We start from the raw sequence: 22,685 nt of genomic DNA on the forward strand, positions 1-22,685 counted from the left end.
TGATATTCTCGATAAATATCGCAGATTGCAGCTAACGCAAAATGCCAAACTCTAGTTTAGCGTCCAAGGTGATAATTTACCACAGACTATTTTAGCTGTTTTGCATAATTATAAATTCTACAACCCTTGGTATTTTAGCTTTTTAGCCTTTTGATAATTGGTTTACTAGGGTCGCGCACCTCTAGTAGTTGTCAGTAATTAATAACTAATAACTAACGAATAATAACTATTTAATCAATAACTACGCCACTCAATTTAATTAATAAAATTTATTGAGCAATAGTAATCCCTATTTAGCTAAAAATTGGCAGTACTTTCAGTTTTGGGAATATCACTTTTCCCTATCTTGTACAGCCCATGAGCAACTGATGAAGCTATTTATACTCTTATGAATCAATTCGTAAAATTTGACACCGATAATAAACATACGTGTCAAACAGTGCGCCGACGAAACTACAGGTCAAACTAATCACAAATAATCCCCGGAGGGGAGTTCCACTGCCAAAGGTGGCGAGAAAATGCATAATCTGAGTAGCGATCACTTCAGTTAATTCTTGTAAGCCGGGGAAGTAACCGATGAGGGGTAAAAGGAACAATCCGCCGCCAACTAGTAACATGGGAGCGACAAAACTAAAAATGCTCGTCAGTAGTAGGGAGCGGAGAAAGTTAGTGAAAATAGCCATTTAAGACAAACTCCGTGAGTAGAGATGACAAGAGCTAGATAGCAGTTCGTCATTTTCTACAATACGTGCGATCGCTCCTGACCAACCAATCTGTCAAAAATCTTAAGTTTTCATTAAAATAAACGGCTACCAGTTACAGCACATGCTGAGGATATCAAAAATAATTTGAATCTACAAAACCCTTGCACAATCAAGTTTATAGCTGAAATTAGCCTTATTTATTAGTTTGCAACACCTTTAATAAGAGCTTCATTTTCTGAGAGCATCTTTAATCAAAGTTAATATTTAGCGCTGTGGGGAGTGGGGATGAGGGAGGCAGGGGAGGCAGGGGAGGCAGGGGAGGCAGGGGAGGCAGGGGAGGCAGGGGAAGAAGAACTATTTATTGATCAATTCTCAATGCCCAATGCCCAATGCCCATTCCCTATCCCAATGACTTCCGCTATTCTTAAGGCAGTCACCGAGTTAGCTACAGAACATTGAACCAGACTACATCCAAATCCAGTTTAGGAGAATGGAGTCAGCGGCTGCTGGCGGCGATTTTTCTGGGTGGGCAAGTACTAGTTCACCTATTGAAGGGCAAAATCCATCGGCGCAACACCTTGCAACACATGGCAGCAGTTGGGCCAGATTCCTTATTTATTGCCCTATTGACGGCTATTTTTGTTGGCGCAGTGTTTACCATTCAGGTAGCACGGGAATTTATCAACTTTGGCGCAGGAAATATTATCGGTGGAGTCCTTTCTGTCGCTTTGACACGAGAACTTGCTCCGGTGTTGACAGCAGTGGTTTTGGCTGGGCGAGTCGGTTCTGCCTTTGCAGCCGAAATCGGTACCATGCGAGTCACAGAACAAATCGATGCCATGTTGATGTTGAAAACAGATCCAATCGATTACCTAGTTATCCCCCGTGTCATTGCTTGCTGTTTAATGCTACCAATTTTAACCCTCCTGTCTTTGGTAACAGGGATGTTCGGGGGATTAATAATTGCGACAAATCTCTACAACCTGTCTGATACGGCATTTTTAGACTCAGCCCGTAACTTTCTTGGTATCTGGGATATCGTTAGCGCCATGATTAAGGCGTGTTGTTTTGGCACTTTAATCGCCGTAATTGGTTGCAGTTGGGGGTTGACGACAACAGGAGGAGCCAAAGGTGTAGGACAGTCAACCACAAGTGCTGTTGTGACTGCCTTGCTAATTATATTTGTTAGCAACTTTTTTCTTTCTTGGTTAATGTTTCAGGGGACTGGTAGTGCATTCATAGGGCTGTAAAAGTGAGGAGTTAGGAGTTATGAGTTATGAGTTAAAACTCCTGACTCCTAACTCTTAACTTCTAACTCCTGACTCCTGACTCCTAAAATAGGAGATAGAGATGCCTAGTACATAAAGCAGGATTTAAGACTGTGGCCAGTTCATTTGCTCCTAACTCCACATCAACTGTGGAACTCAAGCCTAGTTACAATATACCTATAGTGTTGGTGATTGCCGCTATTCCACTACTGTTGGTACAACCGTGGGTAGGCTCCGTTTTTACGCTGTTTGGTTTGTTTCTCATGTTTCAGGCGTTAACGCTGCGTTTGCAATTTACCGCCACCGACTTAGATATTTACAGAGGCGAAAAATTAATTCGGCGCTTTCCCTACCAGGAATGGCAAAACTGGCGGATCTTCTGGAATGGAGTCCCCATTCTGTTTTACTTTAAAGAAATTAAAAGTATTCACTTTTTGCCGATTTTATTTGATCCCAATACCTTGAAAACTTGCTTAGAACAACGTTGTCCGCGTATTTAGTCCTGAGTTCCATCTGTGCTGAGTCGTTTCGTAGACTCATAATTCAGCACTCATAACTCAGGACTTTTATGGCAGGTCAATTCTAATATTTCTGAAAGCTATTTATTCGCGTCATAGGAATTACACTATTGTTTATGAACCCAGAGGCATCTCAAACCCCAGAACCAATTGATGAGCGGTTGGCAGAAAAACAACAAGAGAACAATGCAGTTGAACATGCACTCAATCCATCTGTTGAGTCAGTGGGAGAAACAGGAGCCATTAGCTCATCAGAGGACTACACAATGGAGCCACTCATCTCTAATGCAGAAGTGGTAGATTCTACAACTGTAGAGCTAACAGAAAATTCAAATGGCGAGTTTGTAGCCCAGTCGAAACTGGAAAATACCGCACTGGGATCAGAAAACCATTCATTATATGCACAAGCAGAGCAGCGAGTAGCAGAGTTGCAGAGCGCTGAAGCTGCTCTCAAGGAAGAAATAGCCAAGCTGCAAGCTTTTTACAAAAACCTTCAGTCACAACTGGGTGAAACTCAAACCTCACTGGGACGAATTGTACAAGAGTCACTGGTGCAGTTAGAACAACGCAAACAAACCCTGCAAATTTCTGTAGAACAACTAGAACGCCGTCAAGAACGTATCCGCAACGAGATGCGAACCACTTTTGCTGGTACATCTCAAGACTTGGCAATTCGGGTGCAGGGTTTTAAAGACTATCTCACGGGTAGCTTACAGGATTTGGCCGTTGCTGCTGAACAGTTGCAACTGACGCCAAGTGTGGTGGAACGAGAAAAACCATCTGTAAAAGAGGCTAAACCAGTTGAAAGCCAACCTGGAATACCGCAATTTGCCCAACAGCAGTTTCAAGATACTACTAAGCAAATTCGCCGCCTAATTGACCAATACCGCAATAAACCAGATTACTATGGCCCAGCGTGGCAACTACGCCGTACCTTTGAACCAATCCACGCAGAACGAGTTTCTAACTGGTTTTTTACCCAAGGGGGACGGGGTGGTTTGCGGACAATGGGTAGCCGCTTACAAAATATTTTGATTGCCTCAGCCGCAATTTCCATATTACACAAGCTGTATGGCGATCGCGTCCGTACTTTAGTCTTAGCTAATACACCAGAGCGATTGGGTGAATGGCGGCGCGGCTTGCAAGACTGTCTAGGAATCGGTCGCCCAGATTTCGGACCAGACCGGGGCGTGGTATTATTTGAAGCGTCTGATGCTCTGGCTCAGAAAGCAGAGCGATTGACCAAAGCCAATCAACTGCCCTTAATTATCATTGATGATTCAGAGGAGCAAATTAGTCTGTCACTGCTGCAATTTCCCCTATGGTTAGCTTTTGCTCCTGACCCCAAAACCGTGAGAAACTATGATGATGACTTTTAAATGAGTCATTAGTCATTAGTCATTGGTCAAGAGTAATACCTCTTGACTTTTTTGAATTTTGAATGTGTGAATTTTATTATGGCTATTTGGTTAACTCTGTGTGGGGCAATTGTAGTTATAGCTTACCTCCTGGGTTCTTTTCCCACTGGGTACATTGCTGTGAAGCAGTTAAAAGGTATTGATATTCGGCAAGTTGGCTCAGGTTCCACTGGAGCAACTAATGTACTAAGAACGTTGGGGAAAGGGCCAGGAGCATTCGTTTTAGTACTTGATGCCTTAAAGGGAGTATTAGCGAGCGCTCTAGTTTACTGGTTATTCAATTTTAACCCAATTCAAAATTTTATCCCCCCAACGGTAGATGTCCAAGTGTGGCAACCGTGGTTAATAACAATAGCTGGGTTAGCTGCCATCCTGGGACATAGTAAATCAATTTTTTTGGGCTTTACTGGTGGTAAATCGGTTGCTATTAGCTTGGGGATTTTGTTGGCAATAAGTTGGCAGGTGGGTTTAGCAACAGCAGGTGTGTTTGCTATTGTGGTGGCAATATCGCGGATTGTCTCTTTGAGTTCAATTGCAGGTGCGATCGCTGTTTCCATTTTCATGGTAATTTTACATCAACCATTACCATATATTCTGTTTGGAATTGCCGGTGGGTTATATGTAATTTTGCGCCATCGCCCTAATATTGACCGACTGAGGGCTGGAACAGAACCAAAAATTGGGCAAAATGTAGCGACACCACAACAAACTACATAATAAGTTTTTGGTATATACCTCGCCCCAAGCAATGCCCTAAGCAAGCCGTTGAGTGAGCCTGGTATCTCTTCTGGAGTTTAGAGTAAGCAACAAGATTAAATCTAATATGAACCTTTGAGAACTTTGCTTTTCTTACCAACAGTTTCTCCAGTATTTGGTTGTAGATTAAATAATTTGAGCAGACACACGAAATAATCTTCGTAATCTATCTGTAATAAGGCACGACGCACAGCTATTTGCGATCGCAGGATAATTAAGAAAAGCCTGAAAACTTCCTCAAGATCGTTAATCCACATCACTATGTATTTGTAAAGTACGTAAGTCCTAGAGTAATGGCTGTGAGTAATGATAAGGGTAAAAGTAAATATTCAGCCATTAAAAGATGGGCGTTTTCATCCGTACACCATCGAATATTGTTCTCATCACTTTCATTTGTCTTGGAGCTTTTTCTTCTAGTAAATGGATCATCTGAATCTCCTTGCCAAACGGCTTTCGATAGTAGCGATCTGCTAACGGATTTTTTCAAAATACTTCCGTCTGCATTCATCTGCATTTCATCCTCAACCATTCTTTCTGGTTGACAGACAACTACCTCAGTCCCTTTTACTTTGTTGACCTACACGCCCAATGTAGGTAAAAAATTTCACTAAGCATTTTAGACCAATCCAAACCCCAAGATGTGTTCTAAGCGAATCTTGTTTATCAGTAACGGCCACGGAGAGGATAACCACACCTCCCATGTTATTCAGACCCTGCGCCAATTGTGTCCTTCTCTGGAGATGGCAGCAATGCCGATTGTAGGGGAAGGAAAAGCTTACCGCAGCTTGGACATTCCCATTATTGGCCCCACACAAACCATGCCCTCTGGAGGATTCTTCTACATGAAGCGCCTCTATTTGCTCAAAGATTTTCAATCGGGACTGCTTGGGTTAACGTGGCGACAATTACAAGCAGTGTTGCAGTATGCTCCCAACTGCGATTTGATTATGGCTACTGGGGATTTTGTCTCCCAGACATTTGCTTACTTAACAAAGCGCCCCTTCGTCTCGTTTATCTCTTGTCTTTCTGCCCTCTATGAAGGTCGATTGCATATCAATCCTCTGCTGTGGCACGATCTGAATTCTGCTCGATGTCTGGCAGTTTTCACCAGAGATTCCTATACCGCTTCTGACCTCCAACGGCAAGGGATAGCTAAAGCTCGATTTGGTGGTATTCCGGCCTTAGATCGCCTCCTTCCTGCTGGCAAAGACTTGCACCTGAAACCGGACATTCCAACGATCGCTCTTTTGCCAGGTTCACGCATGCCAGAAGCAGCCCGAAATTTCTGTTTGCAGTTGCAACTGATCGTAGAAATTGCCAAGGTAATGCCTGAGTCACGATTCCAGTTTCGTGCGGCCTTAGTGCCAAATTTGATGGAGCAACTAGACTATATTGCTAAAAGTCAAGGTTGGCAACTGACTCAAGGCGTACTTACCTATTCTCCTCCAGGAAGTTATGCTGAAAAATCACCGCTTGTAGAAGTCAGATGTTACTCAGATGCGTTCAATGATATTGTATATTACTCTAACCTCGTGATTGGCATGGCAGGGTTGGCAGTAGATTTAGCGGTGGCGATCGGCAAACCAATTATCCAAATTCCCGGAGAAGGCCCTCAATTTACTTATCAATTTGCAGAGGCGCAAACACGGCTATTGGGCATTTCTGCCCAAACTATCGGCACTGAGCCAGCAACCCCAGAGATTCTCAAACAAGCGGCCCGACGAGTGGTCAAGACTTTACAAGATGCAGACTATCTCGCTAAGTGTCAAAAAAATGGCCCTGAGCGATTTGGACCGCCCGGTGCATCTGAGAGAATAGCCCGCTTTCTGCTAACCTCTTTAAGAGAAACTTAGTAGAAATTGCGTCAGGAGTCAGAAGTTTTTGATTTTTGAATTGATTTCTCCCCCTCGCCCCCTGCCTTTTTTCGGTAAGGATAACATAAAGAATTGAACTATGAAAGTCCGCTCTAGCTACTGGCAACTGTTACCTTATCTGTGGCCAGAATGGCCGCTGTTAGTTCGGGGATTCGCTTGTATCTTAGGATTTGTATTGCTCACCCTAGCAATACCCTACCTAGCAGGTCAGGTCGCTTTTTTTGTTGGTCAGGGAAATGTTAACCAAATTGCCTACTGGCTCGGAGTAGCTACTTTAGTATTTTTAGTTCGAGGGCTTTGTCAATACGGGCAGAATGTCTTTATGATCGCTGCCGCTCTCAATATGGTTTTAAATTTGCGGAAGCGGGTTTATGCTCACCTGCACAAACTCGGATTGGATTACTTTGAAACCACACAGACGGGTGACCTCACTTATCGCTTGACTGAAGATATCGATCGCGTAGGCGAGATTGTAGACAAATTATCCCATCAGTTTCTTTCCAATCTCTTGCAGTTAATTGCGATTCCCATTTACATGCTCTACCTGAATTGGCCCCTTACCCTTGCGGGTTTGATTTTGGCTCCTTTGATGGCTTGGCTAATTGGGCTATTTGGTCAGCGATTACTTGTGCTATCTCGCCAGAGTCAAAATCAAGTTTCCAATTTATCGGCTTTGTTAACTGAAGTATTTAGCGGAATTCGCGTCGTTCAAGCTTTTGCAGCACAAGGGTATGAAGTCAAGCGATTCAATCAGGAAGCAGAACGCAATCGCCAAACTAAGTATCGCGCTCAACAACTCAAATCCATCCAGTTTCCCGTTGTTGGTTTTTTGGAAGCAGTTAGTATTATGCTGCTGTTTCTCTTGGGAGGATGGCAGATTTCTCAGAATCAGCTGACAGCTCAAGGCTTTATCAGTTTCTTAGCTGCTGTGGCTTTACTGATTCAGCCAATCGACTTGATGATTAGCAATTACAACGAGTACAAACAGACCGAAGCTTCCGTCGAACGCATCTTGGAATTGATGGCGAAGCAGCCTAGTTTAATTGAAAAATCTAATGCTAAGGAACTGCCACGAATTGCTGGTAAGGTAGAGTATCGTCATGTCAATTTCGCTTACAATCCCAGCGAGCCAGTCCTCAAGGATCTTTGTCTGCACGCTTCTGGTGGTAGTGTCATTGCCTTAGTTGGTTCTTCTGGGGCGGGCAAATCGACTTTAATTAACCTTTTACTTCGTTTTTATGACCCTCAAGTGGGTGAAATTTTGATTGATGATATTGATATCCGCGATGTCACACTGCTCAGTTTGCGCCGTCAAATTGGCATTGTTCCCCAAGACATTACCCTTTTTTCAGGAACGATCGCCCAAAATATTGGTTATGGTCTAGAAGAATTAAATTTTGCAGCAATTGAGCAAGCAGCAAAGATTGCCAACGCTCACTCGTTCATCACCCAGTTTTCCCAAGGTTACGATAGCTGGGTTGGTGAGCGCGGAGTTAACCTATCTGGAGGACAACGCCAAAGATTAGCCATTGCCAGAGCGATCGTCAATGATCCTCGAATTCTCATCCTGGATGAAGCTACTTCTGCCTTAGATTCGGAGTCAGAAGCACTAGTTCAAGAAGCGATCAAGCGAGTCATGCAAAACCGTACCGTGTTTGTTATCGCCCATCGCTTGAGCAGCGTTCGTAGGGCTGACTGCATTCTCGTACTAGAACAAGGACAGTTGGTTGAATCTGGTACTCACACCTCCCTCCTGTCTCAGGAAGGACGCTATGCCCGTTTTTATGCCCAACAGTTTTACTCTACAGATGAGGATTAAGCTTAGGGACTGACAAATAAAAAAATGTTCCAAAACTGACGCAAAAACTCTCTCTATTTCTTCTCTCTGCGTTCTCTGTGCGGCAGTCGCTCATGGGGGAAACCCCCAAGACCGCGCTGCCTTGTCTGAAGTGGTTCGTTTATTGGAATAATTTATTTCTTGTCAGTCCCTTAGGAATTAACTTTGCCTTTAATTAAACGGTGGAAAAGGCGACAAGGCCACAAAAAAGCTCCACATATACTTACTGAGGCGATCGCGGCCACAACTCGCCAAGTTGAACTAGACTCAGTGGCAGAATCTGAAGGGTGAGCTTGTGTGCTTTTAGCTAATTCTGGCACTGAATGAGATAGCTGACTGGCTGTAGTCACCCCTTCAATCGCTGCTCCAATTAGATAAGCTACTAGGGCAATTACTAGCCAGTTATTCATAATATTCAACAGTTTCAACTCTGAGCGTATGCTTGGCGGTGAGGAATTATTTGATTTATAGTGCTAATTATTGCCGCCTTGCCCGAAAGATAACCGACCTTCAGCCGTATCACGAATCAAGGGCAGTTTAGATGTTATATAAGTATTAAGGCTGCTATCTGCCTGGGGATCAATAGTCTGCTTCGCTTTTAACTGCTGGAGAAGCACTTGTACTAAAGCAGCATCGTCAAACTGAAGCAGGGTGCTGACCTGGGTAGACTCGATTACAGCCCAAAGCTGTTGCATCATTTTGGCAGTGACCATGAGTCTGTAACCTCTTAAGCTTTTCTTTATATTTGCACGGATTTGGCATTTGTGGTTAGTTTTTATCTGAAGATTTATAAACATGTAGGCTGAAAATGCCTGAGTCAGTTAAATCAGTTGAGTTATAGCGTTTTTCAATTGATTGAACTACATCAATACCTATACCCTATCTTAACCTTGCTCTATAAAGAAAGAAAACTGCCCAAAGACTTAGATCCTCCATAACGCTTTGTCTGGCCTCCCCCATAGGTGTCAACAAAAGCCTAGAAATGCCAGATCCTTGTCCTCTTGTTGACCATTAGAATCATAACTAATTACCCAGACTTGATATTAGAGCAAGGCTTTTGACAACTCACAATGCAGACATACGTAGGCTTCAGCGCTTTTTGTCGAGGCAAACTTCAGTTGTCTTCCCTGCTATAAATTTATTGTGAAACTTTAGCACAAGCTCCTTCTTGACCAGAAGGATCGGCAAAAACTGCTAAAGTGTGATATTCAGGGTTATCTGTTTTATATATTACTCGAAAAGTATACAACTTATTTCTACCTTGCCCTTCGGTAACAACTGTTAAAAGTGTATTGCTAGTGGGAGGAAGCCCAGGAATATCTAGTTTTTGAATTCGTCTGAGTTGAATTACATTCGCTGAGGAGTTTTTACAATCTCCTCCACTACTATTATTTTGACCAAACTGCATACATACTGGACCATCAAAGTCAATAGTTACCTGAGATGGATCGTTTAACCAAACTTTTTTAATTACTTCTCCAGCCGGAATAAAGCTTAAGTTTGTTCCTTGTTGATACCAAACGTCTATCGTAGGTATTGCTCCCCCTAAACCCTGTGCTTGACAGGAAAATATGGAACGCAGAACAGCGTTATTAGCACCGGCGCGGCCTACCAACAATAACATAGCAACCGAGAAAATTAAGGAAGCTATAGGTAGTAAATAAGAATTACCTGAGGTATTTCCTGACAATTTAGGATTATTTTTCATGGTTGCAAATGGGGAAATTGGTACATAGAACAAGAGAATATGGGAAATATAGAAATAAAACTAATTCCCAATTACCATTACCCAATCAAAAATCTAAAATTGGTATAAATCCTACCTCTTAAAACTAGATTGGTTGATTAACATATAGTTCAACATTTGTGCCGGCTTTCATAAACCAAATATTAGTTGGTTGTGACATTTGGGCGATCGCTTGTTGATTACGTTGGGCAATTTGGGGTACTACAGAGTTCATACCACCTTCCAGAACCGCAGCTGCAAGGTTGCGTCTATTTTCAGTGATAGTAGTAAGACCAGTACTGGTGGTGTTGTTGTTGTTGTTGTTGTTGTTCGTCGTCGTTTCGCCGTTCTCAACTGTGGTGCTAGATGTTATAGTATATGGCACGAGTTTGGTATCAGGGCGATTTATTAACTCTGCTGCTTTACCAATACCTCCCAAAACGAATAGTCCTGCATCCATTGACGCTATAGACGAACTTTGACCGGGATATTTATTTGCTACTAAAGGTTTACCTTGGGTACCGCGAATAATAATTGCATTGTTAGGTAAGCTTTGTTCGGTAGGGTTGCCATTATTTTGCGAGATAAGTTTGGTTACGTTCATCTGCATAAGACCTTGTTCGTTAATGGAACTAATTTCAGCAAGGAATTCGGTGTTTGCAGGTATAACGGTAGTACCATCCTTAGATTTTAGTGCTTCTTGCGATTTGATCACAAATACGTTTTTCCCTCCGCCTCCTTCATCACCACCGCCTGACTTAGTAGTAGTTTCTCCAAATATTGCTGTTGCTAACACAGCTTTAGCACTAGTCCCTACTGCTAAGGATTTTTGTCCTACGGGTTGTGCTTGACTCTCCGCAGGAGCGGGAGTTTGCGGTTGTGGTGTCTGTTGTTGTTGCGGCGGCTGATTGTTTGCAGGTTCAGGAGCAGCTGCGATGTTACTAGGTTGATCGGTAGTATTAACTTGACCGTAGCTACCTAACTTTGCTAACCTTCTCCACTCATCAAGTGGGCTTGGTGGTGGACTTGGTGGAGATGCTGGTGTTATATTGACTACAGTCTGAGGTTGGGTGTTTGGCGTTACAACTGGTAGTTGGGGCGATCGCAAAGGTTGAGAAGCAGGTACTTTAACAATGCGCTCAACTGTCACTGTCCGAGGTATGTAAGCTGTTGGTGGGGGCGTTGGGATCACTCTTTCTGTAACTCTAGAAGATACTGGCGGTTCTGCTTTTAAGACTACTGTCGGCGTTGATTTGACAGTTCTGAGCTGTTGTTGGGCGGCTTTCACCATCTCTGCTTGTTCAGTCAAAGCTAATTTAGTTTTCAAAGTATCTACTTCGCCTTCTAGCTGTTGAGAGGTAGATTCATCAGTTGGCTGCTCACGCACTTGTGGAGAAACAATAGTTTTTGGCTTGGGATTGCTACTCATCAACTGCGACAAAAACACACCACCCACCAAAACAATCGCAAAGGTAGCAGCTCCTACCAAGCCTAACTTTGCAAAGGGATTAGATGATAGAGGTTGCTTAGTCTGAACTTCTTGTGGAAGAGATAGCGACTCTTGCGGCGTTGCAGAGTCTTCTGATCCTTCGGTATCGGGAGAAGATTCTTCTTCAAAGCCGACTAACCTTGACATCCGCGATTCCCAATCAAAAGATTCTACATCTTGTTGGTGAGCGTCAGCGCCTAGAGTAAATCCATTTTGAGCAGGTGTTTCTGCAGGAGTTGAGTATTTAGTCATGGTAAAGCTTGATTGGGATTTCCAGAACAATTTTTATCTTTGATATCACATACATTATAAATTTCTAGTCTGGCTTCACCAAGGCGGTAAGCTGCGAAGTGCAATGGTAGTGCTGCATTTGGTAGGGAAGTTGCGGGTTGATCTATTGCTCTAACTAAAATTTGTTTATTAAACGAAGTTGATTTTCCCAACCTATCATAACCGCTAAATACTAGTTCATTAGCAAACATCTCCACTTTCCACTTTCCATCACCTATTTGTGTAGGTTGAGAGATTTTTTGGATTACTAATATATTCTCTGCTCCCCTATTAACATTTTCAAATTGGCTATCTGGATTTAAATTGGTAAGTTCTGTCTTAAGTTTTTGTTTAAAATTATCAGCTACCAGTTGCGAACTAATTTCCCAGACTTGCATTGGTGGCTGTTGATCTGACCAGGTAAGCATTAAACTCATAGTTTCACCCACAAACCGCCGGATAGCGTCTGGCTGTCGCTCTAAATTGGGTTCGGGGTCTACGGTTATAGCGCGACCATCAACAAGTTGCACTAAACTTTGAGGTGTGAGTTGACGGCCTAACTGCTGTAACATAGACCCGTGAAATAGTAGTAAAAGCAAGGTAAATACATGTAACCCAAATGTTCCGACTGCTAACAGTGGCAATGGGTTATTTTTCCTATTTTCTGGTTTGAGTAATTGCATTAATAGTTATATAAACTGAATTAGTGAATTATAAATCTATAGGTCTTATTTGATTTTTTAAAAAAGCCCTCAACTCAAAAAGGCTGATTCCCTACTCCCTACTCCGCACTCCCTACTCATCTGATAAAGCTATCAGATGTTTGTCCAGACCCGCATTGTGTAAATTTATCATTGTTAAGGCTGTTGTTGCGATCTAGCAAACATAAGTTACGAATTTCATAAATTTCTAATCTATCAGCGCGGACACTATAAATTGCTTTTTGCAAGTCTGTGCCATTGTCGGCTTGAGGATTACCAAAGTAGTCTGCTGCACGTACCAGTAAATCTTTATTAAAAGGAGTTATGAGTTTTGCACCACTAACTCGGTTTTTTTGAATTAAATCGGCTACTATACCCACTCGCCACTTACCTGGGGCAATTTCTTTTGGCGGATAAACCCGCTTAATAACTAATTGTGATGTCATAGCTAGGCTGGGATTTTCAGAGAAAACTTCTGCCGGTGTCATTTCTGCAACTGTGCTTAAGAAACCTTTGCGAAAGTCTTCGGATAAGGCAAAACTAGCTATCCAACTGCTGGTACTAACTTTTTGGCTACTCCCTTGAGGTGTTTGAATAAGAACTCCTAAATCTGGTTTAGGGTTTGCAACTTCCTCGATATTTTGTGCTGGTAAGGTTCCAGACCAGCTAAACATTGATATCATCGTTTTGCTGATGAATTGGCGAATTGCTTCTGGATCTCTTGCTAAATCATCAATATTAGCTACTGGTTTACCATCTATTAATTGCACAAAGTTAGGAGCTTTTCTGAGACTGAGTTGGCGAATATTTAGCCCTTGTAATAAGAATAAAAATAAAACTAATATATGTAAACTGAAGGTTGCGATCGCAAAAATTGTCAAAACACTTGCCGTCGTTCTTTGTCTTTTTTCTAATAAACGCACCATTTACTCACCTCCTCCTGCAAAAAAATTCAGCTATTCTATAGACCTCTTGCGTAAATCAAAAATAAGAACCCCACCCCGCCAAAGCTACGCTTTGTCTCCCCTCCCCAAAGCATCGGGTACGGGTTGGGGTGTTAGGGACTTTTGCTAGAGGTCTTATATTAATTACGATTTGCATATAATTCAGCAGTTACGACATTTATCAAAACTTTATTCATTTTGAGAAATTTGAAATTTGAATTTATATTCTCTCCCTTACTAAAGAAGCTGTATTGCTGATCCCACTGAAGACTGCAAAACCGCCAGCAGCAGCCACAAGTAACGATAAAATTGGTGCTAAAATTCCCAAAAAAATTATGAACCACATTAAGTCGGGATCAGCACTAGGATTTTTACCTGGACCATTTACAATAACTGCCGCAGTCAGCACAGCAATAATATTAAATGAAATCTTGGCGATTCCAATAGATAAAAATCCGGTCAGCCATGCAAAAATAGGTTTACCAGCTACAGGCAGTAAAGATCCACCTATAGCTATTGGCCCTAAAAGTGCTATCAGCAACATCGTAGCTTCTATCAAATTTTGAAAGGCATATTGCAACGAAACTAAAAAGTTTTTGATGCTTGTTTGGACTGTAGAACCTAACAAAGAATTAAATGAGGTTTCTGATAGAAAGCCTTTGTCATATTTAATATAATCTATCTTAGTTTGTAGCCTATTTATCCAAGGTTCTTTTCCGTATGTATTTCTATATTTTTGCAATAAAATGTTTATTTTATCGGCAGCGCTGACAAAGCATTGATTTTGTTGAACCCCAGTAAGCGATTGACAAGGACGCAGAAAAGAACCAGTTACTTCTTCTGCAATACTCATATTTAGTGCTTGCTGATACATTTTATTCGCATCTGCTGTTACCAATACTTGCTGATTCACACTATTTAAAAAATCCCGTAATCCCAGTGTCAGATTAGAAAGGATACTTCCTTTACCTGAATTACTTAAGAGGATCACCACGACAAAAGGCCAGATTAAAGCTGATATTGGACGACTATATTCGTAGGATATTAAGTCTTTGAGGAATTGTATCATAAAAAATAACAGGGTTCCTACCGCAAAAAAAATACCCAGAGTTGTCAGCGCTCCATACAAGTTATTACTAGTGTTATTTAGTAATAAATCCTTCCATTGATAGTTCCAACCATCGGCAATACTTCGAGAAGTTGCGGCACCATTATCGAGAACCTCATCAATGCCTACTTGGGCACCTACTTGGGCAAAAATTAGTTGAATAGCAAGTTGCATTTTGAGTTGATGGGCTGTTTTTTTAGATTTCGTAGGGTGCGTTAGGAATATAACGCATCATCCAGGATGCTTTTGATGCGTTACGCTGTCGCTAAGACACCCTACTAAACTGTTTTTTAGACTTCCTGTTGGTTTGTAAGAAGTTTAAGGATTTTAAAAATTGATTGTATGGAAAATTAGAGTTTTTTTATCCTCAAATCCGACTTCCCAACTTTTTCTCTGCCAAACAAATCTAGTTGAGAAGTAGCTCGTAAAAGTCGCGCCGCTTCTGTAGATGTATCTACTCTGCGAGCGCGATTCGCCTCTTCTACCTGCTGAGAAATGTTTGCTAAATTTAAATTAGAATATTGTAAAGACTGATTTGTTTGTATTGTCTGAGCAAATGTTTCACCTATAATTGCTGATTGTGCGCGTTGAATCTTAATAGTTTGCAAATTATTTTCATTTAGGATTTTTCCTAGCTCTGATAAACCCGAAAGAGTCGCTCCTACACCCGTTGAATCTAGTACAGCTTTCGTTACTCCCCTACTTAAATTATCAAATCTAGCACTATCTAGGTTGTTCCCTGCCCCCGCCGTATCGGTAATTGCGTCAATATCTTTTAGTGTGTTTTCAGTATTTTCTAACTTTACTTGTGTCCGATTTTGTCCATCTTTACCAAGAATAGCTTCTGCTGCTCCACGGGTAATAAAACGATTGAGTTCATTACTAACTAAATTTGCCCGTACTGCTGCATTATTTTCAAAGCGGCTTGCTTTAGATTCTGAACGATAAGATTCGTAGATAATGTTATCACGAACATTTTGTCCGGCATCGACGGGGTTAGGTATCTTCAATTCTGTATTTCCCTTGGCACTCTCAAGAGCATTTCGAGTCTGTGCTTCTACAGGCTTTAAGTTTTCGCTCACATTATTTTGAAAATATTTTCCCATATCTGTGGAATATAATTTAAAATTAGCCCAAACCTCGCCTAATCCCGATCCCAGTTGAACTTGTGCCATTGCTGGTAGAATTGCCAGAGATAGCAACGTCAGAGTAAAAATGGTAGTTTTTCGCATACATTTGTGCCTGAAAAAGGTAATTTAGCTTTTTAACTATGATTTATAGCAAGGTAGGGATTAGGGAGTAGGGAATCAGCTTTTTCGAGTTATACGGAGTTTTTTCAAAAATCAAATAGGAGTTCTATATAACTTTTTGAATCACTCTTAACTGCTTACAGAAGCCGATTAACTACTACGCAGAGTAGCCACTAACTGACGTGCAAATGCAGAAATTGCTTCATATTTATCGCTATGAAGTTGCATCATTTTACTCCGGGCAGTTTGTTCAGCAGGGTTATTAGCAACTGCGGCCAATTGTTCGTAACCTGGATAATAACGACAGAATGTATAAATACCGTTATCATCTAACAGCCATTGGCTATAAACGCCTTCTTTCCGGGGAAAGAAGCTTTCTGAGGCATTACGAGCAATAATGTTGCGGGGATATTTTAAGATATCTGCAAAACTATCGACTGCAACTGGCTGAATGCGTCCAATTAATCGTGTTGTCAAGTTTTGCAAAATCTTAGACGCAGCTTTAGATTTGGCAATTGTATCAGGATCTTGTCCTGATAAGATAACTCTGATCCCGGCTTTAGCGCCGTTTGCACAAACTCGGCCAACTAAGTCAGAAATTTGCTCGAATTCAAATAGAATTGGTGCTTCGTCAATAAAGAATATAGAAGCGGGACTACCTAATGCGCGTCGTAATGCTGCTGAATAAGCACTTAGAGATAGTACGGCTGCATCTTCACTATCTGATAGGTTTCTGAGAGCAAAAACTAATAGTTGTGCATCGGTAGGAAAGCTAGATGGTGCAGAAATGGCTTGTCCTACGCGACTCGAAAGCCAAAACCGCAAGCGCAGCTGAATTTGACTAAGAGCGTCTTCTACTCTGCCAGTTAAAGTACTTAGCTGCAAGTGTTCGGATGAACAGAAAAACAGAAAATCTTTTAAGGTAGGGGTTTTCTGCCAAGCTTGAGTGCCAAATCCTCCCGCCATCGCTTGCCGATATCGCTCTTTTATGCCCTCATCAGCAAAGAAGGCTTCTAAAGCTAAGTTGAGGAGCGATCGCACGGTTTGCGATAAAATTTGACTTTCAGTGGATGATCCTAAAACCATTGTCATCAAAGCTGATTCTAGGAAGGCGGTATAATCGTTAAAGCGATCGCGCTGTTGTTCTGGATCTAGCGATCGTAAGTCTGGCTGTTCAAATAAGTTATTCGATTGCTTGGAGATATCAAAGTACGCTCCATTAGCCCCCATAAACTCTGTGTAATCAGTGAAAGTAGATGTACCATCAGGTTTCGGGAAATCTAACGCCACAACCGGAATCCCATGTGCCAAAGCCTGAGTTAAAATCCCTGATACCAACACCGATTTACCAGCACGAGTTGTCGCAAACAAAGCTAAATTTTTGTGTTGATTAAACAAATCTAAATGTACCGGGGTTCCGCCTTCTTCAGCAATCAACTCAAAGCCTTGTTTATCACCCCGTTTAGTTAAAACCAAAGGCATTAATCCGGGAACTTCACTGGTTAAATATAGCTGGCGACGATTAAAAGGTGTAGCTAACAAACCTTCCCAAACTATTGGGAGAGTTTGCAGCCAAATTTTCCAGGCGTACTCAGTTTCCCTAATTAATTTTGCTGGACGTTGAAAACAGTTTTCAATATATCTTGTTGCCTCATCTAATTTATCGACAGTTCGACGATGTACCAAAATAACGATACTCGTATAAATCGGGACTGCACCTTCAAATAATTGTTCTTGTGCTGCTACCGATTTCTTCAGCTTTAATTGCGCGTTGACATCAATAGTTTTACTTTTTTCTTGAGCCATGATTGTTGTCATGTTTGACTGCTTCAAGACTCGTTGCAAAGTAGTTTTCACCATTGCCGGATTTGCCGCAGTCAACTCACAAAAAATCTCTGTATCTACTACTGTTTCTCTAGCCAACAGTTCCCATAAATATCGCAATTGAGTAGATTTATTTGGCCAACCTCCGGGTTTTTCCAGAAATGATAGTGCGCCAATATAACGATTGTTAACATTAACCCAACGGCGATCGGCACAAGGTACGCTAGACTCCATCAGCAAAGTTGTGCCGTGGATATTATCTAAAAGTAATTTAGTACTAGCTAAATCTGAATTAACTTCCTCGTGCAGTCCTTCTTCATCTAAAGTCATCAACTGGGGAATCGGGATTGGCTGCGTATCATTAAACCTTTTCCAGATGCCCTCCCAGAGTTCGTCAGCTTTCAAAGGTTTGACATCCAATCCCATTTGATTAGATAAAATTTGTTCCCAACGCAGAAAACCCTGCTTATAAGCATTTATTATCAGGGTTTCAATGCGCTGATTTTCTACTTCTGAAAGATCCCCTTTAAATTTTAACCACCATGATTCAGCTTTAACTAAAAGCTTCTCTATCCAATCATCGGCATTTTTGGAGTTAGATTCAATGGTGTAAGTGACATAAATACGTAAGAATTTCGGCTTACGAATACCAGAAATAGTCAATTCTTTGACTCTGGCTCTTTCTGCCATCAACAAATATTTGATATCTCGTGATGGCGCATTTCTGATTAGCGATACTAATTCTTTTTGGCGCTCTTTGTCGGAACTAAAAGATCCCAAATGCAGTGTCATTCTTTCACCGCTAGGAATGTCTTTTAATCCGGCTTCAATGTTATTAAAGAGTGTATCGATTTGTTCGGCTCTTAAAGTGGTATGAATTCCCTTACAGTCAAAACCAAAAACAAAGCAAAACCGATCTCTTTGAGTGCCTTTTGTCAAAAGATATGCGCCAATATCACGTCCATTCATTGCGACACGTAGCATTGTCGCCAAGTGCAAGGCATCTTCAAATGGTGTTAATCTACCTTCATTTCCGGCGACGCCGACGCTTTGTTTTCCGATTTTTTGCTTCATGGTTAACTTCCAATAAGCTCTGATAACGAGCAAAGCCTCTTGTCCAAGCGGGAACGCCTATAAATTTACTTAAAAAACTCCAACTCCTACCACCAGTTAAAATCCACCAAGTTCCGATTCCCCAACCAGTCATTAGTATTGTCCACAACCACTTTTGAAATTCTTCTTGGAAAATCCCACCAAAAACTCCGTTGACAATAAAGTAGGATGCTAAGGCAATTACCGTCCAAGGAAGAATTTGATCGGCAGGGATTGGCCCTAATGAGGGTTGGCTTCCTAGAACCTGATTGACTGGACGAAAATCTTGTTCCCGCTCTTGAGACATTTGAAATATGAAATATTTGAATTATTTACTGCCCTTGTGGACCAATTACAAAGCGTGTGAGTACATCAGCAATGGTAACAGCAACAACGACTAATAGGGGAGTTCTGGCAATACTTTGCCAATCCTCATCCTTACGCACTGCGTTAATCACACCAACTAGAGAAATTGCAATATAGAGTAAGTAAATCGCCCGCAACACATTAAATATCAAACTTATTGCTGTCTCACTACCACCACCAGCTGTTGATGCTCCACCTAAGTTTCTTTTGAAAAACTTTTCAGCTTCCCCAAAAAACTGTGCTTGTGCAGGGGCTGCAAACCAGTCTAACCAATACAAACTCAAAATTACGGCTGCTGCTAAAATTTGTAATAATATTAGCGATCGCCTTGGTAAATTCACCTGCTGCCCCATTTGCTGGATGATGACTGTAATTAAACTACCAACTAGTAAACAAAAAAGCAGGATAGGACTTTTTAGGCTAATAACGCTTATAAGTACAGCACAAGCAATCAAAAAGGGTACGGATTCCACCAGAATCATCAAGCTGGATTCCAATCCCAATCTTAACTTCTGAGATCCTTTGAGGGCGCTACCAGTTAAAGCTTTGAAAAAGTTTCTCTTGTGAGAACTTTGTCTAGACATTGCTAATTTTCCTATAGTTTACTTGAGTGTTTATTGTCTAAAAATTTACAATAAATTTACAATACTTAAATTAATTTAACATGATTTAACATTTTTTTTGAAGAACATTATAAATTTTCCAGAAAATTGTTACGTTGGATACAAATTATTATTCATTTAAGTTAATGAAATATTAATTTTAGTTTAAAAGGAAAATATGCAGGGTTTGAGAAACTAGGTTTCCAGCTTTAAAGCATAACTGCGAGAGTCCTTTTAAGCTCTTTCTATCCCAGCGTTGGCTCAATTAGAGGTTGGTAAATCCGGTAGAAACGCGAGACAATGCTTGGGAGCATTGTTACAAGTTCTATAGGAAACATTTTATTACTCCAAGTCACCGTTTTGTAAGGATCAGACCTTACAAAATATACTACATTAATTGCTACAACTTTGGGGGAGTTGACAGCGTTGTGATTAAAGTATTCCATCTGCCAAGGCTTTTGGGAATAATTATCGAGATTTATTATGTTAACATTACCATTCACATGTGATTAATTTCAGTCTACCGTCACTAGCAGGAAATAAATAATGCTTTATCCTTTTGCCTTTGATTTGGGAGAAAATACTTAAAAACCCTTTAGTTATGTTTGCGACTAAGTGCAGGGTGAGTCATCTGGATAAAATCAATAACAAAGTTTATTGGACTTACGCATTGACAAGAAATACTAAATTAATTTTAAAAACCACATCTTTACCTAACAGTACAGCATTGCTTATTGGTGTCAAGAAAAGCCTAGAAATAGCTTAAATGTTGGCTTATTCACCCGTCTATAACTAAAGTTCAAGGCTACAAGCTTTAGTTTACTAAAGTATACTAAAGACTTTTAGGTATATTTAGTTATCAACAGAAGACTTTTGTTATTAGCAAGGAACTTCAGTTCCTTACAGTATGGCCTATTTGCGTAGTTTACCGGCGTAGGCATCGCACGATAATTAAAAAAAGCCTGAAACAACTTATTAGCTAAATTTATCAGCTATTTTTTTGCGACGCCTGGGTTGGGCTACGCCGCAGCAACTAAATAAAATGTTGAAACAAAGTATTTTCCTTGATACACATGCTGACTAATTTGTAAACTACCTAAGTTCTATAAGATACTTATTAACACCTTTAAAAAAAAGCTTAATTAACGAAAACCATATACAAGCGAAAGCTTCCGATTTTTCTCTGGCCAGATTAATAAAAAAACGCTACAAAAACCACTTTTAAAATACTTTTATCCAAAAATATATTTAAATTTCTTAATCATTTCATAATGCAATCATGACTTGGACTTTACCTTAGGATTATATTGTTGATTTTGTTAGCGAAATTTAATAGCTATTAGCTATAGCAATCGGAAACGATTACTAATGATCATGACTTTCTTTACTTCGCACCTTAGTAGTAGCTTGTGGCAAACTGCTGTGCATCTACATGAAAGAAAGTGATTTTTGCAATTGAAATAAAATTGCGATCGTAAATAAGTTAAGTGGGTAAAAATAAACATAGCTTTTTAAGGAAAAATAAAAGACTGGCAATGTGAATTGAGGCACGATTCATAATACCCAGTAATAACTCCCTGATAAAGCAACTGAATGTTTATTTATACAAACTTACTTTAAAATGTAGAGCTTTTGACTAGCAAACAATAATATGTAATGGAGTCGATTAGCAATAGCTAAATGCGCTCTATATATTATTTTTTATTTGCTTTTTAATTGTTCTCCATGTTTCAGGGGTTTGTGCAAGCTTTTTATTTATAAATAACCTTGTTAAGGTCAATTATTTCTGCTTAAAGAAGGTTATTTATAATTGCCAGTTTGACACTTGATTTGGATTTGTTGGTTTGTTTAACCCTAAAATTAACTTGAAGGAACTTGATATGGTTTTCTATCGCGATCGCAAATTGACCCAGTTGGCAGGTTCAATTTCTCTATTTGCCCTCACAATTGGTTTAGTAGCAGGTCAATCTGCTACTCAGAAATCTCTAGCTCAGACCCCTCCTAATGGTGCCGGTGCAAGCACTGTAAATGCTTTATTTACAGCTCTAAAAATCAATTATGCTCCAGTTGGTAGTGGCAAAGGGTTAACAGCTTTTTTCACTCAAACCGCACCAGCAGCTATTCCTAGCCCAATCTCTTTTGCAGCTAGTGACGACCCCGTAGCCGGAACAGAAAAAGTTACTGGCGGTCGTGGTTACGTTCAAGTGCCTGTGGTCGGTGTCGGAATCACATTATCTTATAACGCTAGTGGTCTTACTGTACCAGCAGGTGGACTTAAGCTTTCACGAGCTAGTTACTGTGGTATTTTGAACGGTAGCATCAAAAATTGGAACGATAAGAGCATTAGTGCAGATAACGGTGGCCAAATAGCAGGCAGTGTACCCATCAAAGTTGTACATCGTGCTGACTCAAGTGGTAGCACTTTTGTTTTAAGTAGTCATCTCAATACTGCATGTAAGGCTGCTGCGACTCCAGGTATTCCAGGAGCTAGTGTATGGAATAATGGAGTGGGTACAACTGTTAAATGGCCAACCGCTTTCCTTAGCGCTACTGGCGGTGGTGCTGTAGTCAAGGCGATCGCAGCTACTCCTGGTGCAATTGGTTATGTGGATAATGCTACCCGTTTAACTAAGCTACCTGCCGCACTCTTACTTAACAAGGCAGGTAAGTATATTGCTGTCTCACCAGCTTCAATTACAGCGGCTATTAAAGATGGGACTGTTGTAACATACGGTACTAAGCTGACTAAAATTGATAATCTGACCGATCCCAAGAGTGCAACTGCTTATCCCATTTCCGGAGTAACTTATTTGTTGTATTACTCAGACTTAGACTTTAAAGGGTTCATTACCAAAGCAAAAGCTTTAGCTCCATCTCTCGGATATGGTTCTGCTCCGTAGGTAATGCACAAAGTCAACAGCCTAGACTACAACTCTAG

At 40.8% G+C, this 22,685-nt stretch carries 22 protein-coding genes; 8 read left to right on the forward strand and 14 right to left on the reverse strand.

The features are described 5' to 3' along the window. Nucleotides 1–386 precede the first annotated feature (386 nt). Nucleotides 387–683 carry a hypothetical protein gene (locus V7K32_RS05620; protein WP_334991062.1) on the reverse strand — a complete coding sequence of 99 codons (297 nt, stop codon included), beginning with the start codon at nucleotides 681–683 and terminating at the stop codon, nucleotides 387–389. Between the two features lie 306 nt (nucleotides 684–989). Here V7K32_RS05620 and V7K32_RS05625 point away from each other — a divergent pair, with 306 nt between their 5' ends. The 5 genes from V7K32_RS05625 (at nucleotide 990) to plsY (ending at nucleotide 4,625) form a co-directional block, all read left to right on the forward strand. Then, nucleotides 990–1,163, forward strand: coding sequence for a hypothetical protein (locus tag V7K32_RS05625; protein WP_334991064.1), 174 nt, complete (start codon nucleotides 990–992; stop codon nucleotides 1,161–1,163). Continuing rightward, nucleotides 1,160–1,954 carry an MlaE family lipid ABC transporter permease subunit gene (locus tag V7K32_RS05630; RefSeq protein ID WP_334991066.1) on the forward strand — a complete coding sequence of 265 codons (795 nt, stop codon included), beginning with the start codon at nucleotides 1,160–1,162 and terminating at the stop codon, nucleotides 1,952–1,954. The genes V7K32_RS05625 and V7K32_RS05630 overlap by 4 nt, the downstream gene beginning before the upstream one ends. Before the next feature lie 131 nt (nucleotides 1,955–2,085). Further along, nucleotides 2,086–2,472: a DUF3119 family protein gene (locus V7K32_RS05635; protein ID WP_334991068.1), complete on the forward strand. Its 387-nt coding sequence runs from the start codon at nucleotides 2,086–2,088 to the stop codon at nucleotides 2,470–2,472. Between the two features lie 134 nt (nucleotides 2,473–2,606). Then, the gene (locus V7K32_RS05640) at nucleotides 2,607–3,869 is read left to right on the forward strand and encodes a DUF3086 domain-containing protein (protein ID WP_334991069.1); all 1,263 of its coding nucleotides are present in this window, start codon (nucleotides 2,607–2,609) and stop codon (nucleotides 3,867–3,869) included. Nucleotides 3,870–3,947: 78 nt separating this feature from the next. Further along, nucleotides 3,948–4,625, forward strand: coding sequence for a glycerol-3-phosphate 1-O-acyltransferase PlsY (plsY, locus tag V7K32_RS05645; RefSeq protein WP_334991070.1), 678 nt, complete (start codon nucleotides 3,948–3,950; stop codon nucleotides 4,623–4,625). Nucleotides 4,626–4,726: 101 nt separating this feature from the next. Here plsY and V7K32_RS05650 read toward each other — a convergent pair whose 3' ends face one another. Further along, on the reverse strand, nucleotides 4,727–4,921 hold the full coding sequence (locus tag V7K32_RS05650) for a hypothetical protein (RefSeq protein WP_334991072.1): 195 nt from the start codon (nucleotides 4,919–4,921) through the stop codon (nucleotides 4,727–4,729). 2 nt (nucleotides 4,922–4,923) lie between these two features. Then, nucleotides 4,924–5,193, reverse strand: a complete 270-nt coding sequence (locus tag V7K32_RS05655; RefSeq protein WP_334991074.1) for a hypothetical protein — start codon at nucleotides 5,191–5,193, stop codon at nucleotides 4,924–4,926. Between the two features lie 109 nt (nucleotides 5,194–5,302). Here V7K32_RS05655 and V7K32_RS05660 point away from each other — a divergent pair, with 109 nt between their 5' ends. Next, nucleotides 5,303–6,517, forward strand: coding sequence for a lipid-A-disaccharide synthase-related protein (locus V7K32_RS05660; protein WP_334991076.1), 1,215 nt, complete (start codon nucleotides 5,303–5,305; stop codon nucleotides 6,515–6,517). A gap of 100 nt (nucleotides 6,518–6,617) precedes the next feature. Beyond that, nucleotides 6,618–8,357 carry an ABC transporter ATP-binding protein gene (locus V7K32_RS05665; RefSeq protein ID WP_334991078.1) on the forward strand — a complete coding sequence of 580 codons (1,740 nt, stop codon included), beginning with the start codon at nucleotides 6,618–6,620 and terminating at the stop codon, nucleotides 8,355–8,357. A gap of 170 nt (nucleotides 8,358–8,527) precedes the next feature. On the opposite strand, the gene V7K32_RS05670 is transcribed toward V7K32_RS05665, so the two are convergent. The 11 genes from V7K32_RS05670 to V7K32_RS05720 form a co-directional block, all read right to left on the reverse strand. Beyond that, complete coding sequence (locus V7K32_RS05670) at nucleotides 8,528–8,785, reverse strand: hypothetical protein (RefSeq protein ID WP_334991080.1); 258 nt, start codon at nucleotides 8,783–8,785, stop codon at nucleotides 8,528–8,530. A gap of 63 nt (nucleotides 8,786–8,848) precedes the next feature. Beyond that, entirely contained in the window at nucleotides 8,849–9,088 is a 240-nt protein-coding gene (locus tag V7K32_RS05675; protein WP_334991082.1) for a hypothetical protein, read from the reverse strand. A 425-nt stretch (nucleotides 9,089–9,513) separates the two neighbouring features. Beyond that, on the reverse strand, nucleotides 9,514–10,083 hold the full coding sequence (locus V7K32_RS05680) for a hypothetical protein (RefSeq protein WP_334991084.1): 570 nt from the start codon (nucleotides 10,081–10,083) through the stop codon (nucleotides 9,514–9,516). A 124-nt stretch (nucleotides 10,084–10,207) separates the two neighbouring features. Next, a complete protein-coding gene (locus V7K32_RS05685; RefSeq protein WP_334991086.1) occupies nucleotides 10,208–11,842 on the reverse strand; it encodes a hypothetical protein in 1,635 nt (544 codons plus the stop codon). Beyond that, nucleotides 11,839–12,543, reverse strand: a complete 705-nt coding sequence (locus tag V7K32_RS05690) for a hypothetical protein (protein ID WP_334991088.1) — start codon at nucleotides 12,541–12,543, stop codon at nucleotides 11,839–11,841. Before V7K32_RS05690 ends, V7K32_RS05685 begins: the two co-directional genes overlap by 4 nt. Before the next feature lie 116 nt (nucleotides 12,544–12,659). Continuing rightward, nucleotides 12,660–13,487: a hypothetical protein gene (locus V7K32_RS05695; RefSeq protein WP_334991090.1), complete on the reverse strand. Its 828-nt coding sequence runs from the start codon at nucleotides 13,485–13,487 to the stop codon at nucleotides 12,660–12,662. A gap of 238 nt (nucleotides 13,488–13,725) precedes the next feature. Next, complete coding sequence (locus V7K32_RS05700; protein ID WP_334991092.1) at nucleotides 13,726–14,787, reverse strand: hypothetical protein; 1,062 nt, start codon at nucleotides 14,785–14,787, stop codon at nucleotides 13,726–13,728. 176 nt (nucleotides 14,788–14,963) lie between these two features. Beyond that, the gene (locus V7K32_RS05705; RefSeq protein WP_334991094.1) at nucleotides 14,964–15,845 is read right to left on the reverse strand and encodes a hypothetical protein; all 882 of its coding nucleotides are present in this window, start codon (nucleotides 15,843–15,845) and stop codon (nucleotides 14,964–14,966) included. Between the two features lie 168 nt (nucleotides 15,846–16,013). Further along, nucleotides 16,014–18,761 (reverse strand): hypothetical protein, encoded by a 2,748-nt coding sequence (locus V7K32_RS05710; RefSeq protein ID WP_334991096.1) that lies wholly within the window; start codon nucleotides 18,759–18,761, stop codon nucleotides 16,014–16,016. Then, complete coding sequence (locus V7K32_RS05715) at nucleotides 18,715–19,086, reverse strand: hypothetical protein (RefSeq protein ID WP_100900009.1); 372 nt, start codon at nucleotides 19,084–19,086, stop codon at nucleotides 18,715–18,717. Before V7K32_RS05715 ends, V7K32_RS05710 begins: the two co-directional genes overlap by 47 nt. A gap of 25 nt (nucleotides 19,087–19,111) precedes the next feature. Next, complete coding sequence (locus V7K32_RS05720) at nucleotides 19,112–19,729, reverse strand: hypothetical protein (protein WP_334991098.1); 618 nt, start codon at nucleotides 19,727–19,729, stop codon at nucleotides 19,112–19,114. Nucleotides 19,730–21,627: 1,898 nt separating this feature from the next. On the opposite strand from V7K32_RS05720, the gene V7K32_RS05725 reads away from it, so the two are divergent. Further along, nucleotides 21,628–22,647 (forward strand): substrate-binding domain-containing protein, encoded by a 1,020-nt coding sequence (locus tag V7K32_RS05725; RefSeq protein ID WP_334991100.1) that lies wholly within the window; start codon nucleotides 21,628–21,630, stop codon nucleotides 22,645–22,647. The last annotated feature ends 38 nt before the right edge of the window (nucleotides 22,648–22,685 follow it).

Source organism: Nostoc sp., from assembly GCF_036917635.1.
Classification (GTDB): domain Bacteria; phylum Cyanobacteriota; class Cyanobacteriia; order Cyanobacteriales; family Nostocaceae; genus Nostoc.